Below are 15,144 nucleotides of genomic sequence, written 5' to 3'. Positions count from 1 at the left end.
AACGTCTGATTCCCCAAGCCGCCAAATGCGGTATAAACTAAAGAGCATATTACTTTGCTCAGTTTTTGCTTTTCTGCAAAACTGCGAAGTTCATCAAAAAGCTGACTACTGAGCCTTAAAATCTTAAAAATGGTGCAACTTATTTTGCTAAACTGCAAGCTTCTATGCCTGTATTTTTAATACAATTCAACAAAATATTTGTATCTGTAAAGAATGAATGAACGACTTGGACGGCCGTATGCAAACCCTGATCACCAATATCTCTCAACGTATCCGTCAAGTGTACCAAAAAGCGGAAGGATTTATTGAGGATGAACGTGAATTTCCATTATCTCAGGTCTTCTTAAATGCGACTTTTCAGCGCTTTGTGACCGATAATGTGAAAATGTTGCAAGATCTGCACGCAGACTTACACGACGACTGGTTACGTCTTTATGCAACCCTAGATTACAACGGCTTGAACATCACTCTGTCTGTCGATTTAAAATTAGTACAGATGGAATTGAATAAAGATACTCAGCTGATTGTGTTTGAACAAATTAGTGACACGCAGGTGATTGAAGCAAGTTATCCAAGTTTTTTGCATAAAATCGCTGTGAAGTGCGCTTTATTTTACTATCAAAAAATACGCAATGATGACCCTTTAGGCATGATTTTAGAAAAACTCAAAGTCATTAAAGTCAAAGATGATTTGCTGCATTTAGATTTAAATCGCTGGTTGGGCAAAAGCCGCTCTATCATTGACACACTCAGCAAAGTTCATGTGAATCATGCGGTATTACGTGAAGCGGAATTGGTGCTCACTGGCAACGTCAATTTAACGGCGTTGTTCCGCAAAATGTCTGAAGAAAGACTAGAAGATGTGGAAGAATCTCTTGCAGATACGCAAGTCACACCGCTGAAACAAAAATAAAGCTAAGCTGAAACTTTAGAAGAGAATACATACAGGAAAACTACACAAGCCGCATAATTCCTAATTTTCTCTTCATATTCAACGCGTATAATGGCAACAAGCAAGCAAATTGCATCTCCCTACATACAGAGGAAATATCTCAGCAATGGCAAATCATGTATTGAAAAAAATGGGTATGGCAGCCGGTGTGTCTACAGCACTGTTTTTGGCTGGTTTCTCTAGCCAAACTTTTGCCATGAGTCCTTTCCAAGCCAGTTATCAATTTAACTACAATGGTAAAAACTTAGGTTCTGCAACACGTACTTTAAGCCAAACAGGTAACCAATGGAGTTATGTGTTTGCTGCCAAAGCAGGCGTGATTGCCTCTGCTACAGAAACTAGCCGTTTTAGTTTTAATAATGGCAAAATTGGCTCATCTAGCTTTAGCCGCAGCAGTAAGATTTTGGTGCATAACAACACCATGAGTATTAACTTCAATCCTTCAGCGAAAACCATTAACACCAAAAAGGACAGCGACACCCGTTCTTTTGCGTGGAAAGCGGGCGTGTTGGATGAGTTGAATGCGGAACTGCAAATCCGTGAAGACTTAAAAAGTGGCGGTTTAAAATCGAGCTACTATATTGCCGATAATAAAGAGGTGGAATCACGTCGCTTTATTAAGCAAGGTTCAGAAAAAATCAAAACCAGTTATGGTACTTTTGATACCATTAAAGTGGTGCTGAAACACAACAAACCAAACCGTGATACGATTTTCTGGTTGGCACCAAAACTTGACTACTTGCCTGTCAAAGTTACCCACCAAGACAAAGACAAGTCTTATGGATTATTACTCACAGGCTATAAAGGCCCGACCAACTAATTTAGAATATAACTACTGAGCAAAGCTTGGCAGTTATTCACCATTTGGTAAATTGTTCTTGCATTTTTTCAGGTGCTTTTTAAAATACGCTTTTGCTTTGAAAAGCACCTGCTCTTGAGGATTCTCCCGTGCATGCACTAGAACAGAAAATTTTAGCCGAAGGTATCGTTCTATCTGAAGCGGTTCTAAAAGTCGACTCTTTCTTAAACCATCAAATTGACCCTGTGATGATGCAGCAAATTGGTCAAGAATTTGCGCGTTTGTTTAAAGATGCAGGCATCACCAAAATTATTACCATCGAAGCTTCTGGCATTGCACCAGCTGTGATGGCAGGTTTAGAGCTTGGCGTACCTGTAATTTTTGCACGTAAATATCAATCTTTAACCTTAAAAGATGATTTATACCGCTCTAAAGTATTTTCATTTACCAAGCAAACTGAAAGCACGATTGCCATTTCAAACAAACATATCAGCGCGAGCGACAAAGTCTTGGTGATTGATGACTTTTTGGCAAATGGTCAAGCTGCACTTGGTTTGGCAGATTTAATCCATCAAGCGAATGCAGAAGTCGTGGGTATTGGGATTGTGATTGAAAAATCATTCCAACCGGGTCGTGAATTATTGCTTGAAAAAGGCTATCGTGTTGAATCATTGGCACGGGTAAAGTCTTTGGCAAACGGTACTGTTGAATTTGTACGCGATTAAGGTCGATTAAAACTGATGTTGTTTCATCATTTAGACCTTATGATCAAAGAGTGCTTAGGCGCTCTTTTTTATGCTTTTTTTCAAACTTAAACAACTCATTTACATATATTTTATTTACAAAACTGTGGTGCTACGCCATGCTGCACTTGAAATAACAGTGTTTAAGCAGTCTGCTCTTTTCAGATTGCAGCTCTACACAGCACTCTTTAGGTCGTCTACGTGCATTGATGCATGCGACATGAGTACAAGGCATTTTAAAGTCATGACACAAGACAATCCGTTGATGGAACACAGTATCGTCTGTCCAAAATGTGGTTCAATTCAAGTTGAAAAACGCAACCATGAACAAAACTTACAAAAAATTGGTGGCGTGTTATTAGGCTCTGCAGGTACAGCAGCAGGTACTGTGGGCGGCGCAGCTTCGGGAGCTTCTATTGGTGCGGCAATTGGTACAGCCGCAGGGCCATTGGGCGTGATTATGGGCGGCACCATTGGAACATTTGTCGGGGCAATTAGCGTGGGAATCACAGGTGGTTTTCTTGGGCATCGCTTTGGTAAAAAAGCAGGTGTAATTGTTGATCAGAATATTTTTCTAGATTTTCAATGCCTCAAATGTAAACACCGCTTTAAAGAAAAGTTGAAACAGCCAAGCAACTCTAAGTAACCCTAAATCAATTTCAAAAAAAGTGCTGCACATTGCAGCACTTTTTGATTGCATCTTTTTATTTTGCAGTGCTGCTTGCAGAAGTCATCACAGTTTTTTGTGCCGCTAAATACTGTGCTTCCGCAGGTTGTTTTTCAATACGTTGTTCTTCTGGAAAACTCAGACTATGCACAATTTCAGTCGCTGCAACACTCGACCATGAACACCCTAAACTCATTAGACCTAACCCAATCAGCATCCACTTATTCATTTTCACTTTCCTCAATCTCTCATTTTTACAGCAGTCCGTTGTGCTCAATACATCTGTCTGCAAAAAAATGCTGCGTGAACCGTGACAGAAAACTCTGCTTTTAAAGCGGTTATTAGACGTGAAAAGAGAAAAACTGAATATCACTGCAAATGGTGATTTTAGGTGAAAAGTAAACTTATTTTTTAGCACGCTCAATGCTACATAAGCCAATCGAATTCAAGTACAAAAGATAAAAGCGTAAAACGATATCCACATTTTACGCTTCATCTTAATTAAAGAAAGAATCTCACATGCCCTGTAATTTTTTTACCATTTCACCTAGGCGTTGTCCTTGCGCTTCACAAAGGATTTTTTCATCCTGACTCAAAGCCTGATCGTGGCGCGGGCCGCTCACATGCGTTGCACCATACGGCGTACCGCCCGTTTTGGTATTTGATAAAGCAGGATGCGCATTATGCAATCCCATAATCATCATTCCGTGGTGAAACAATGGCGGCAACATGGTCAATAAGGTACTTTCCTGTCCACCATGCATCGAACCCGATGAGGTAAAAACGCAGGCAGGTTTATTGTGCAATGCGCCATTCAGCCACAGACTAGTGGTTTGATCCCAGAAATATTTCATTTCAGATGCCATATTGCCAAAACGTGTAGGTGAACCTAAAGCCAAACCTGCACAATTGGCCAAGTCATCCAAAGTGCAATAAATATCGCCTTCGGCAGGAATACTAGGCTCGGCTTGTTGCACCACGGTAGAGATATTGGGCACAGTTCTAATTTTAACGGGCATGCCACTGTCTTCTACCCCGTTGGCAATTAAATGTGCCATTTCTTTGGTAGAACCATATTTACTAAAGTACAAAACTAAAATATATGCTTGCATCATGCTAAGAAATCAGATTAAAAATGAAAACTATACGGTATTTTGCTGCTTTTTTGGTTAAGCTTAACCATGAAAACAGATAAAGATGATTAAAAAAGTTGAGACAGCCACTGTATGATCGTTGAATATTTAAAGAAACTGCCTTTTTATGACAAACAATGGTTTCAATTTATCTTATTTGTGCTGCGTCGCTTTGAAGCAGATCGCTGCCGTGAACAAGCAGGCTCTTTAACCTACACCACCCTGTTTGCCGTTGTACCCATGCTCACTGTGTTTTTGGTGATCATCTCATCCATTAAGGCACTCGAACCCGCACGGCAACAATTACAACAATTGATTTACAGCAATTTTTTACCTAAAACCACCATCGCCTTTGATAAAGCCCTAAATGCCTTTACCGACAAATCCAGTAATTTAACTATCATCGGGATTTTGTTTTTATTTGTGACCACGGTGATGATGCTGACTAGTATTGAAACTGTGTTTAACCGAATATGGCGGGTGAAGGAAACTCGTGGCGGCATTGTAGGTTTTATGCGTTATTGGACCATTATCTCACTAGGCCCTATTTTACTGGGCAGTGCTTTTGTCATTTCCTCAACTTTGGCTTCTATGAATGTGCTGAGTAATAACTTTGCAGGTTATGAGCTCAATGGAGCATTTATTTTATGGCTGATTTCATTTGCACTGACCATTTTGGGTTTTTTTATTCTGAACTGGACCATTCCCAACCGCAGCGTACCCATTAAAGCCGCATTAATTGCAGGAATATTCAGTGCTGTTGTATTTGAATGTTTGAAAAACCTGTTTGGTTTTATTATGTCCAACTTCACTAGTTATGAAATTATTTATGGTGCATTTGCTGCCGTACCTATTTTCTTACTGTGGATTTTTCTGTCTTGGAATATTGTGCTTTTGGGTGTTGAAATTAGTTTTGCCCTGACCGCTTTTGAAGCTAGACGCGAGAAAAAATGCCACCCGTTGCTCATGTTACTGGACCTGCTGGAATTGTTTTATAAAAAGCAAATGCGCGGAGAAAGTGTCTCTGAAGCTGAAGCACTGCATGTATTGGGACATAACGAAATCGGCCGCTGGCCGTCTTATGTGCGAATGCTAGAACAACAAAACTTAATTAAACGTACAGAAAATGATGAATTTGTGTTGGTGCGTAATCTATCTCAGGTAGATTTTTGGAGTTTTTATTCACAGCTACCGTATTCATTGCCACGTCGTCAGGACTTGGCCAATGTCTATCCTGATGATGAATGGATGCAAAAACTTGGCCCCGTACTCAGTGAAACCGATGACTATTTGGCTGCCAAATTGTCGATTCCGCTCTCTAAGATTTTTGAAGAAAAATAATCTTGTACGCGCTCGCTAGATTTTAAATATCACCCATCTTCAAATTTAAACCCGTATTGAGCTACTAGGTTATTTGAAGATGATTTTTACATGACAACATTGCTGATGTTGAGTCTTGCTCAAGTTCATGGAAAAGCTGCAAATACTTATTTTCTTTTTAGTACTTGGGTTTTATGTTTAAACCAACATTGAGCATTCACCATCAACACCCCCAGCATGACCAAAACAGCCCCAATCATAAAACTTTGGCTCAAGCTTTCATTCAACAACCATACACCAAACAATACGCCAAATAATGGCGTTAAAAATGAAAACACGCCTAAACTGGATGCTAAATATTGTTTCAGCAACCAAAACCAAGCGAGATAGCTAATAAACGAAATCAATACCGCATGAAAAATCAAACTGCCTATGGCTAAGGCTGTCCAATGAATTTCAGCCTGTCCCATCCACCATGCCATCGGCAGTAAAATCAAAAAACCACCCATCAATTGGTAAAACAAAGTTTGTGTTGCAGGGGCTTCCGATAAACGACTTAGACGTACCGCAACAGTTGTGGCTGCCCAAAGTATGCCTGCACTCAGCGCAAGTAAATCGCCAAAAAGCATCTGGCTGAAGTTTTGGTGGCTCTCTTGTTGCACAGTATCACGCCATAAAAAAGTCACCGCTATGCCAGCAAAAGACAACAGAATCCCGCCCCATTGCAAGCGAGATAAACGCTCTGCAGGTAGTTTCCAATGCAACGCTAAAGCCACAAAAATAGGCGCGGTATATAGTAAAACCACCACATGCGACGCAGAAGTATATTGAATCGCCTGCCCTAACATAAAAAATTCTGCGGCAAATAAAATACCCACCAATATGCCTGCAGGCAGATATTCAGTCGAAGCCCATTGTGTATTTCTTGCAAGCAATAACAAAGGCAACACCATCACAGCAGACAAGCCTGAACGCAGTGCCAATTGCATCAAGGGTGAAATATCTGCCGCAGCAACTTTTAGCACCACTTGTTGCAGACCCCAAAAAACACACAAAATTAGCATCATACTGCTGGCTTTTGCATCAAGTGCTTGGCGTGAACTCATGGCTGAACCTGATCTGAGATAAAAAATAGACTTTAAAGTAAGCAGCGGACTCAACCTAAATCTTTTGGATATTCAACATCATTGAGTACTTGAGGAGTTTTGGCATTATGTGCGACTTTGCATAAAAAAAGCGACCTAAATAGATCGCTAATTTTTAAGGATTAACTTAATCATCTGTTGCGAAAGCAATATCACTGAGTCCGGCTTCACTCGCACGTGACATCACTTGCGCCACAGTATCATAACGCGCATCTTTATCTGCTCTTAACACCACGGTTGGCTGTTGAGCTTGCTGACTAGCATCATTAAAGCGGGTTTGCAACTCATCTAAACTAATGATTTGATCATCCCACGCCACTTCACCATTGGCATTGATACTGACCTGAATTTGCTCAGGCGGTAAATCAACAATTTCTGCGCTGGTTTGCGGTAAGGTTAATGGTATAGATGGGTTGGCAACGGTCGCTGTCACCAAAAAGATGATCATCAATACCAACATAATGTCGATCAGGGGAATAAGGTTCATCTCATTCATGCCTGAATCGTTGTCTTCACCCAATTGAAAAGCCATTAAACCTGACCTCCCACTAAACTTTGTTGTGTTGCATTCACTTCAGTTCTTTGAACAGAAGAATCTTGTTGCAACATGGTGTCAATCAACAAACTATGTGCATGATCTTGCAAATTTGTAGATAAGGTACGGTTCACACGCGAACAAATGTTGTAAGCAATCACGGCAGGAATCGCCACCGCCAAACCGAAGCCCGTCATAATCAACGCTTCACCAACAGGCGTTGCCACTTGAGCCAATCCCGCCTGACCGCTTTTTCCAACCGCAACGAGTGCATGGAAAATACCCCAAACTGTACCAAACAAACCCACAAACGGTGCTAATGACGCAATTGTACCCAGTACCGATACGCCTTTTTCTGCCGATGCTTTTTCTACCGAAATTTGACGCAATAAGGCTTGCTCAGCAACCGCTTTACGCTGCTCAAAATTTAAGGGCACCAGTTTTGCTTTAAGCTGATTTAAAGCCTGTGACAGTTGAGCATAAGCTTGTTGCTTCAATTGGCGCGTGCCTATCAAACGTAATGCGAAGATGGTCCATGTCGCAATCGACATCGCCAATAACACGAAATACAGCGTTTTACTGACTGCATCTGCGTGTTGCCAATAGACGGAAAAGTTCATACTCGAACTCCTGTTGAAGGTTAGCCGTTAGGGTTCAATGTCAATTCAAAAGGCTGCTCAGCACGAATTGGATAAGCCACGCCATTTTCTTTGTACGGTTTGAATTTTGCACTACGCACTGCGCGTAAAATCTTTTGATCTAAAGCAGGTACACCACTAGAACGCGTAATTTGAGCATCGGTGATCACGCCTTTTTCATTGGCTTTAATCCGAACCACCACGTTACGGGTTTCTCCCTGTAAATCACGATTGGTATAAGAAGGTTTTGGAGAACGACTCCATTGCACGCCTGAGCCGCCAATCGACACTGTTTTTGGAGCAGAAGGTGCGACAGGAGCAGGTGCTGGCGCAACAGGTGCAACTGTCGGTTTCGGTGCAGGCTGTACCACTTTAGTTTCAGTCACCGTTGCTACAGGTGCAGGTTGCACCACACGTTCGACTGGTTTTTCTACGGGCTTCGCCACGGGTTTAGGGGCTTCTGCTTTTTTAACTTGCTGTACTTTTTCTACTTTTTTCGGTGGCGGTGGCAACGGTTTTTCTACCACAGGCACTTCTTTTACAGGCTGAGGCTTGGGTTTTTCAGGCTGTGGTTCAGCCTTAGGTTGCGGTGGCAACGGTTTAGGCTGTTCTTGAATTTTTACAAAGCGTACTTTTAAAGGTTCTTTTTCTATGGGCTTTAAGGTCGGAGTTTGCATTTGCCCCAATGCCCACAACACACCGACATGACCTAATGCAACCACAGCTAAAGCCGTCACAACTTTCTTTTTCATGGCATTGGGCATTTGTAGCATAGCGTTGGGAGATTGGTTCATTAAAGTCAGCGACCTTCAAAAGCAATTGCCAAACCATCACAGTTCCGAACGATCAAACTGATCGGTTAGCACAATTAAAGTAACGCAATAATAAATGAGAAGTGTTTTCATTTGCAACTATTTTTTAATAACAAACGTGAATCATCCAATAAATTTGCTATTTTAAAAACAGTTTAAATAAATGTTATAACATTACAATTTTAGCATAAAAAAACATGCCATGTCGGCATGTTTTAATTCGATTTTTAGATAGCTTTTGCCCTATTGAAATACAACAGTTTTGTTGCCATCTACAATAATACGGTCTTCCAAATGCCATTTAACTGCACGTGCCAGTACATTACGTTCCACATCCTGACCCAATTCACGCAGTTGATCTACCGTAAAGTCGTGGTTTACACGCTCTACATCTTGCTCAATGATCGGACCTTGATCTAGGTCTGCTGTTACATAGTGTGCAGTTGCACCAATCAGTTTTACGCCTTTTTCATAAGCTTGTTTATATGGATTTGCGCCCACGAAAGCAGGCAGGAATGAATGGTGAATATTGATCACTTTCATTTCCCACTTAGAGACAAACTCTTCATCCAAAATTTGCATATAACGCGCCAATACCAACAAATCATTGCCTTGCATCAATTCATCAATTTTAGCGTAAGCTTCACGTTTATTTTCTTTATTAACAGGCACTACTTCAAACGGAATACCAAAGTTTTCTACCGCTTCACGCAAGGTGTCATGGTTCGACACCACTTTGGTAATTTCACATGGTAAACCACCACGTGAATGACGCCATAATAGTTCGAGCAAAGCATGATCAACTTTAGACACCAAAATGCCGACTTTTTTCACATCGCTGACCAAAGCCAAACGCCATTGCATTTCATAACGCTCTGCCACGTTAGAAGCAAAGGTTTGCAATAAGCTTTCTTTACGGCTTTGCAAGTGATCCAGTTCAAACTCAACCCGCATGAAATAACGCCCGCCCTGAGCTTCTGTTGCGTATTGATCAAGCGCGGTAATGTTGGCTCCTTGATGATACAAAAAGCTCGATACAGCCTGCACAATACCTGGCTTATCTTCACAGGTAATCAGTAAACGTGCAGTATTCGCAGTCGTCATATTCATGTTGTTTTTAGCCACTACTTGGTTAAATTGAAAAACAAGCCGAGTATTCTAGCGCGTTTCTCAGACATTCTAAATAGCCATTCTCAGTCTCTTAGTCGGCTTGAGTATTTTTACTGGATGATAAACTCTCAAACAGTTCAGATGTGCCTAGTGTTTCTAGTAAACGCTCATAGGTTGCACGACTTTCACCCCGTAAATATGCCCCTTCAAGGAACAGCATTTGACGTAAAGCCTGCCAAATCCATTTTTCTTCCAAATGGTTTGAATCGGTAATGTGACCCGACATATATAAGAAGTTCGTCCAGTTGGTCAGCACAATCCAAATATTGATAATCAAGGCTTCAATTTCTGACTCAGTCATTTGCATCAGACCCGCATCCACAAAGGCCTGATAAATTTTTTGTCCCTGCTGCATGACCTGTCCTGCAAAACGTGGATACATTTTGCGGAAATCTTCATTGGTTTCGACCAAATGATAGACATCACGATGCAAAAAACGATAAGCCCACAGCTGACTACTGAGAACCTGAAAATAACGAATTTTGTCATTGGCATCTAAGCCACGATTTTCAGGCAAAGCCAGCATTTCTAAAGTTTCTTGCTGATATTGTTCCATCAGCTCTTTAATAATTTCGTTCTTATTGCGGAAGTGGTAATACAAGTTTCCTGGGCTCATGCCCAGTTCTGCCGCAATATGATTGGTTGTTACCGAACGCTCACCACGCTCGTTAAACAATTGCAAACTCAATTGCAAAATACGTTCTTTGGTTTTCAACGTTTTGGTTTGTGACATCCTAAAAACAACCATTCTTTAAAATTTGGGGGAGCGAAAACATAAAGTCACTTGACTGTTTAGAGTAAATACTCTAAAAACTAACTTATATTGCTTTTATTGAATGGTAACATGCCATGAACAGTCAAACAAAAACAACCTCAATGACCCCTCATTCACCCGATTTACAACGTCTGGATGATATTTTGGCATTGCAGAAATATGCCTATCAGCGTCATCCTGTCCCAAGTGCCAAAGAACGCATTGAGCGTTTAGCTCGCTTAAAACGTGTCATTGTGAAATATCAAGACCAATTTGCTGAAGCGATTAATCGTGACTATGGCAACCGTGCCATTGCAGAAACTAAAATTGGCGAGCTGCTGACTTGTTTAGAACATATCAAATACTACAGTAAAAACCTAAGCAATTGGATGAAACCGTCTAAACGTCAAGTCGGAATCATTCACCAACCTGCAAAAGCATGGGTACAGTATCAACCTTTAGGGGTAATTGGCATTATTGCACCTTGGAACTATCCGCTACTGTTGTCTTTAGGCCCACTGATCTGTGCTTTGGCTGCAGGCAACCATGCCATGATCAAAATTTCCAGTGCTTCTGCGCATTTTGGTAAAGTACTGGAAAACGCCATGAGCGAAGCATTTCCACAGGAATTGGTGGCAGTAATTAATGGCGGCGGTATTATTTCCGATGCGTTCTGTCATTTGCCTTTTGACAAAATTATTTTCACAGGCTCTACCGAAGTCGGCAAAACTGTAATGGCTGCCGCGTCACAAAACCTTGTGCCTGTCATTTTAGAACTAGGTGGAAAATCCCCTGTTTTGGTGCATCCATCTAGCGATATGGTCGATGTAGCGCAGCGTATTGCGGTAGGTAAACTCTGGAATGCTGGACAAACCTGTGTTGCACCCGACTATATGTTCTTGCCTAAAGGCAAAACTGCCGAATTTATGGAGCATTTCGAGCAATTTGTGACCGAAATGTATCCGCATATTCGTGATAACCAAGACTACACTTCTATTATTAATGACAAACAATATCGTCGCTTACAGGGCTATTTAGAAGATGCACGTGAGCGAGGTGCAAATATTATTGAAATTAATCCGCAAAGTGAAAATGTGGCTGCAACCCGTAAAATGGCACCAACGGTACTGACCAATGTCAGTCCAGACATGCAAATTATGCAAAATGAGATCTTTGGTCCAGTCCTGCCAATCTTAGAATATGAACAAATTGATGATGTAATCGAGTTTATTAATAGCCGACCGCGTCCTCTTGCTTTATACTATTTCGACTTTGATCAGGCGCGTGCCGACTATGTCGCACAGCGAACCCATTCAGGGCATTTCGGACTCAATACTGTATTGACCCACGTTGCACAAGATGACTTACCATTTGGTGGTGTTGGTGCATCGGGCATGGGGAAATATCACGGTCCAGAAGGTTTTTTCAGCTTGTCACATGAACGGTCGGTAATGTCTAATCCGAAGCTATATAGCTTGAAGTTCATTCTTCCCCCATTTGATAAGCCGATTCATCGATTGATTTCGAAGACGCTGCTTCGCTAACTGATCAAGGCATGAGCTATCAAACTAGCTCATGCTGTTTTTGAAGAAAATCGCTTGTCTTTTAAGCGTATTTTTGATATAAAACGCCCCTTGAATGAATTCATCCGTTTATTTTTGACTGGCCATACAGATTTGCTGTTGGCTAAATCAATGGAGTTACACCATGTCTAAGGTTTGCCAAGTTACCGGCAAGCGTCCAGTCGTTGGTAACAACGTCTCACACGCCAACAACAAAACTAAGCGCCGGTTCGAGCCGAACCTGCACAACCACCGTTTCTGGTTAGAAAGCGAAAAACGTTTCGTACGTCTTCGTTTAACCACTAAAGGTATGCGTATTATCGACAAATTGGGCATTGAAAAGGTTGTTGCTGACCTTCGTGCTCAAGGTCAAAAGATCTAAGTAAGGAGTCAGGACAATGCGTGATAAGATTCGCTTAGTTTCTACAGCTGGTACAGGTTATTTCTATACCACTACTAAAAACAAACGTACTATGCCGGAAAAAATGGAAATCAAAAAATTTGATCCAAAAATCCGTCAACACGTAGTTTTCAAAGAAGCTAAAATCAAATAATTTTAGCTTTTTTAAAAAACGACCTTATTCAGGTCGTTTTTTTTTGCACTTTTTTTGCCTCACTTGTTAAAATTTCCTCGTTTTCTTTTTTGGCACTATTTGTGCTTGTCTTATTTCAGTCTTTTGACCGCACCTTCACCATGGCTTAGGAGTTTCTCGTGCCTCATGATGTAGAACTCATCATCTTACTTGCCGTTGGTTTTAGCTTGGCACTGGTATTTGGCTATATCGCTGCGCGCTTACGCCTTCCACCGCTTATGGGCTATCTGATTGCAGGTGTCATCATTAGTCCCAACACACCGGGCATTGTGGCAGATATTCATCTTGCCAACCAATTGGCAGAACTTGGGGTCATGTTCCTCATGTTCGGTGTTGGCATGCATTTCTCGCTAAATGATTTAATGCAGGTACGACGCATTGCCCTACCCGGTGCAATCCTACAAATTGCAGTGGCGACTTTATTGGGTGTGAGTGTGTCGATGATGTGGGGCTGGAGCTTTGGTCCTGCGCTCATCTTTGGCTTAAGCCTGTCCTGTGCCAGTACCGTTGTTTTGCTCAAAGCCTTAGGAGATCGCGGCTTGCTTGACTCCGTTAACGGTAAAATTGCTGTGGGTTGGTTATTGGTTGAAGACTTGGTGATGGTCTTGGCCTTGGTACTGCTTCCCGCAACAGCCGTATTACTGGGTGGACAAGCCATTGAAGGTGCAAATGATGAAAATATCTGGCTAACTTTGGGGCTAACCTTACTTAAGGTATCAGGCTTCATTGCCTTTATGCTCATTGTGGGCAAACGCCTTGTGCCCTTTATCATGCAAATTGTGGCACGTTTAGGCTCAAGGGAACTGTTTACCCTAACTGTAGTTGCAGCAGCGGTATCAATTGCCTTTGGTGCCTATAAAGTCTTTGGCGTATCGATGGCGCTCGGTGCATTCTTTGCAGGTATGGTGGTGAAAGAGTCTGACTTTAGCCATCGTGCCGAAGAAGAAACTCTTCCACTACGTGAAATTTTCTCAATCCTGTTCTTTGTAGCCGTGGGCATGCTGTTTGACCCGCGTATTCTGATAGAAGAACCACTGCACGTTTTAGCGGTCGTCGGCATTATCATGGTGGGTAAAACCATTGCAGCCATGGCATTGGTCTTGTTCTTCCGCTATCCACTCAACACAGCTTTGACCGTAGGCGCGAGCTTGGCACAAATTGGTGAGTTTTCCTTTATTTTGGCAACGCTAGGTGTATCTTTACAACTGCTGTCACTAGAAGGACAAAACCTGATTTTAGCAGGCGCACTCATTTCAATTACCCTCAATTCCTTTGTTTTTTCTGCGATTGAGCCTGTGCAAAACTGGATTCGGGAACGCTCTTATTTGGCGCGTTTGCTTGAACGCAGCAATGACCCTTTAGCCATGCTGCCCGATGAAGTTTCTCAAGATTATTTACGTGATCAGGTGGTGATTGTTGGACATGGTGAAGTCGGACGCCGCATTACTCAAAATTTAATGGCTGAAAATATTAAGGTCGTGATTGCGGAAGAAAACCGTGAAATTGTCGAAGACTTACGCGAAAAAGGAATTGCTGCAGTCAGCGGCATTGCCACAGAAGCGGGTGTACTGATTCAGGCACATATTCAACATGCACGACTACTCGTTCTCTCGCCTATGGACATTTTGGATATTCATAAAATTGTGGATATTGCCAAAACCCTAAACCCTGAAATTCAGGTTTTGGTGTGTGCAGAAAGCAAAGCCGAAGCGGAAGTAATTCGTAAAGACAACATTGGTGAAGTGTATTTTGCCAAAGAAGAAATGGCGAAAAATATGAGCAATTATATTTTAAATCAAATTGAAATTGCCCATCATCAGCCACCAACGCATTGAGCATCATTCATCTAAAACCCATAGCCAAAATCACAAAAAGCGCACCGTTTAAGCTGCGCTTTTTTTGTTGACGTATAGATTGGCTTTCATTGTGTTGATGAAAAACTATCTAATAATGTCCATGATTTTAACCAAAGCAGATAGACAATCTATTCATTAAAGATAGCTCATCACCGAAAGACCTTTTGGGATTAACTCATAAATTGCGGCTGTTCATCCACAATTTCGGCATGCCATTCATTGACCTGCTTTTCCAACAAGCCAAATAATGCCGCCTGAATCATGTGCTGTGCCACAACAGCCGTCTGATCGCCCAATATGGCTTTGACTTCGTCATTGAACTGGATTTTAACCAATGGCTCTTTCTCTGAGCCTGCATTACGCAATGCCAACTCGCCACCTTCAAGCTGAACCAGCTCTAAAATTGCTTCCTGATTACCAAATAATTCTTTCAATTGCTCTATAGACATATATCCTCCATGCTCG

Annotated in this window: 18 protein-coding genes; 9 read left to right on the top strand and 9 right to left on the bottom strand. The window is 41.7% G+C overall.

Features of this window, described 5'->3' with window-relative positions:
• Window positions 1-238: 238 nt before the first annotated feature.
• The 4 genes from FTT91_RS05015 to FTT91_RS05000 all read left to right on the top strand — a co-directional run bounded on the left by FTT91_RS05015 (window position 239) and on the right by FTT91_RS05000 (window position 3,140).
• Window positions 239-913, top strand: a complete 675-nt coding sequence (locus tag FTT91_RS05015; protein ID WP_004976182.1) for a hypothetical protein — start codon at window positions 239-241, stop codon at window positions 911-913.
• A 145-nt stretch (window positions 914-1,058) separates the two neighbouring features.
• The gene (locus FTT91_RS05010; protein ID WP_004976176.1) at window positions 1,059-1,772 is read left to right on the top strand and encodes a DUF3108 domain-containing protein; all 714 of its coding nucleotides are present in this window, start codon (window positions 1,059-1,061) and stop codon (window positions 1,770-1,772) included.
• A 128-nt stretch (window positions 1,773-1,900) separates the two neighbouring features.
• On the top strand, window positions 1,901-2,476 hold the full coding sequence (locus tag FTT91_RS05005; protein ID WP_004976172.1) for a xanthine phosphoribosyltransferase: 576 nt from the start codon (window positions 1,901-1,903) through the stop codon (window positions 2,474-2,476).
• 283 nt (window positions 2,477-2,759) lie between these two features.
• Entirely contained in the window at window positions 2,760-3,140 is a 381-nt protein-coding gene (locus FTT91_RS05000; RefSeq protein WP_373686103.1) for a hypothetical protein, read from the top strand.
• A gap of 58 nt (window positions 3,141-3,198) precedes the next feature.
• Here the strand turns inward: FTT91_RS05000 and FTT91_RS04995 are convergent, their stop codons facing one another.
• Together FTT91_RS04995 and wrbA are read right to left on the bottom strand one after the other, a co-directional pair.
• Entirely contained in the window at window positions 3,199-3,390 is a 192-nt protein-coding gene (locus FTT91_RS04995; protein ID WP_004976167.1) for a hypothetical protein, read from the bottom strand.
• A 286-nt stretch (window positions 3,391-3,676) separates the two neighbouring features.
• Window positions 3,677-4,273 (bottom strand): NAD(P)H:quinone oxidoreductase, encoded by a 597-nt coding sequence (gene wrbA, locus FTT91_RS04990; RefSeq protein ID WP_180169082.1) that lies wholly within the window; start codon window positions 4,271-4,273, stop codon window positions 3,677-3,679.
• Window positions 4,274-4,387: 114 nt separating this feature from the next.
• Between wrbA and FTT91_RS04985 the strand changes: the two genes are divergently transcribed.
• Window positions 4,388-5,635, top strand: coding sequence for a YihY family inner membrane protein (locus tag FTT91_RS04985; protein WP_180169073.1), 1,248 nt, complete (start codon window positions 4,388-4,390; stop codon window positions 5,633-5,635).
• 146 nt (window positions 5,636-5,781) lie between these two features.
• Here the strand turns inward: FTT91_RS04985 and FTT91_RS04980 are convergent, their stop codons facing one another.
• The 6 genes from FTT91_RS04980 to FTT91_RS04955 form a co-directional block, all read right to left on the bottom strand.
• Window positions 5,782-6,720, bottom strand: a complete 939-nt coding sequence (locus FTT91_RS04980; RefSeq protein WP_136144062.1) for a DMT family transporter — start codon at window positions 6,718-6,720, stop codon at window positions 5,782-5,784.
• 166 nt (window positions 6,721-6,886) lie between these two features.
• Complete coding sequence (locus tag FTT91_RS04975; protein ID WP_004976158.1) at window positions 6,887-7,291, bottom strand: biopolymer transporter ExbD; 405 nt, start codon at window positions 7,289-7,291, stop codon at window positions 6,887-6,889.
• Entirely contained in the window at window positions 7,291-7,914 is a 624-nt protein-coding gene (locus FTT91_RS04970) for a MotA/TolQ/ExbB proton channel family protein (RefSeq protein WP_096901723.1), read from the bottom strand. Before FTT91_RS04970 ends, FTT91_RS04975 begins: the two co-directional genes overlap by 1 nt.
• Before the next feature lie 20 nt (window positions 7,915-7,934).
• Window positions 7,935-8,726, bottom strand: a complete 792-nt coding sequence (locus FTT91_RS04965; protein ID WP_180169072.1) for an energy transducer TonB — start codon at window positions 8,724-8,726, stop codon at window positions 7,935-7,937.
• A 261-nt stretch (window positions 8,727-8,987) separates the two neighbouring features.
• Window positions 8,988-9,854: a formyltetrahydrofolate deformylase gene (purU, locus tag FTT91_RS04960; RefSeq protein ID WP_004976151.1), complete on the bottom strand. Its 867-nt coding sequence runs from the start codon at window positions 9,852-9,854 to the stop codon at window positions 8,988-8,990.
• Window positions 9,855-9,945: 91 nt separating this feature from the next.
• A complete protein-coding gene (locus tag FTT91_RS04955) occupies window positions 9,946-10,647 on the bottom strand; it encodes a TetR/AcrR family transcriptional regulator (RefSeq protein WP_004976150.1) in 702 nt (233 codons plus the stop codon).
• Window positions 10,648-10,763: 116 nt separating this feature from the next.
• On the opposite strand from FTT91_RS04955, the gene FTT91_RS04950 reads away from it, so the two are divergent.
• From FTT91_RS04950 to FTT91_RS04935, 4 genes are all read left to right on the top strand, one after another.
• On the top strand, window positions 10,764-12,212 hold the full coding sequence (locus FTT91_RS04950; protein WP_180169071.1) for a coniferyl aldehyde dehydrogenase: 1,449 nt from the start codon (window positions 10,764-10,766) through the stop codon (window positions 12,210-12,212).
• 163 nt (window positions 12,213-12,375) lie between these two features.
• The gene (gene rpmB, locus FTT91_RS04945) at window positions 12,376-12,612 is read left to right on the top strand and encodes a 50S ribosomal protein L28 (protein WP_004976147.1); all 237 of its coding nucleotides are present in this window, start codon (window positions 12,376-12,378) and stop codon (window positions 12,610-12,612) included.
• 16 nt (window positions 12,613-12,628) lie between these two features.
• The gene (gene rpmG, locus FTT91_RS04940) at window positions 12,629-12,784 is read left to right on the top strand and encodes a 50S ribosomal protein L33 (RefSeq protein WP_004976146.1); all 156 of its coding nucleotides are present in this window, start codon (window positions 12,629-12,631) and stop codon (window positions 12,782-12,784) included.
• Between the two features lie 158 nt (window positions 12,785-12,942).
• Window positions 12,943-14,658: a cation:proton antiporter gene (locus FTT91_RS04935; RefSeq protein ID WP_180169070.1), complete on the top strand. Its 1,716-nt coding sequence runs from the start codon at window positions 12,943-12,945 to the stop codon at window positions 14,656-14,658.
• Window positions 14,659-14,849: 191 nt separating this feature from the next.
• On the opposite strand, the gene FTT91_RS04930 is transcribed toward FTT91_RS04935, so the two are convergent.
• A complete protein-coding gene (locus FTT91_RS04930) occupies window positions 14,850-15,128 on the bottom strand; it encodes a hypothetical protein (RefSeq protein WP_131261040.1) in 279 nt (92 codons plus the stop codon).
• Window positions 15,129-15,144: the final 16 nt, after the last annotated feature.

This window comes from Acinetobacter sp. YH12021 (genome assembly GCF_013420145.1).
In the GTDB taxonomy this organism is placed as follows: domain Bacteria; phylum Pseudomonadota; class Gammaproteobacteria; order Pseudomonadales; family Moraxellaceae; genus Acinetobacter; species Acinetobacter towneri.
Note: the sequence above shows the minus strand (reverse complement) of the source record. Positions and strands in the feature narration are given on the sequence as shown.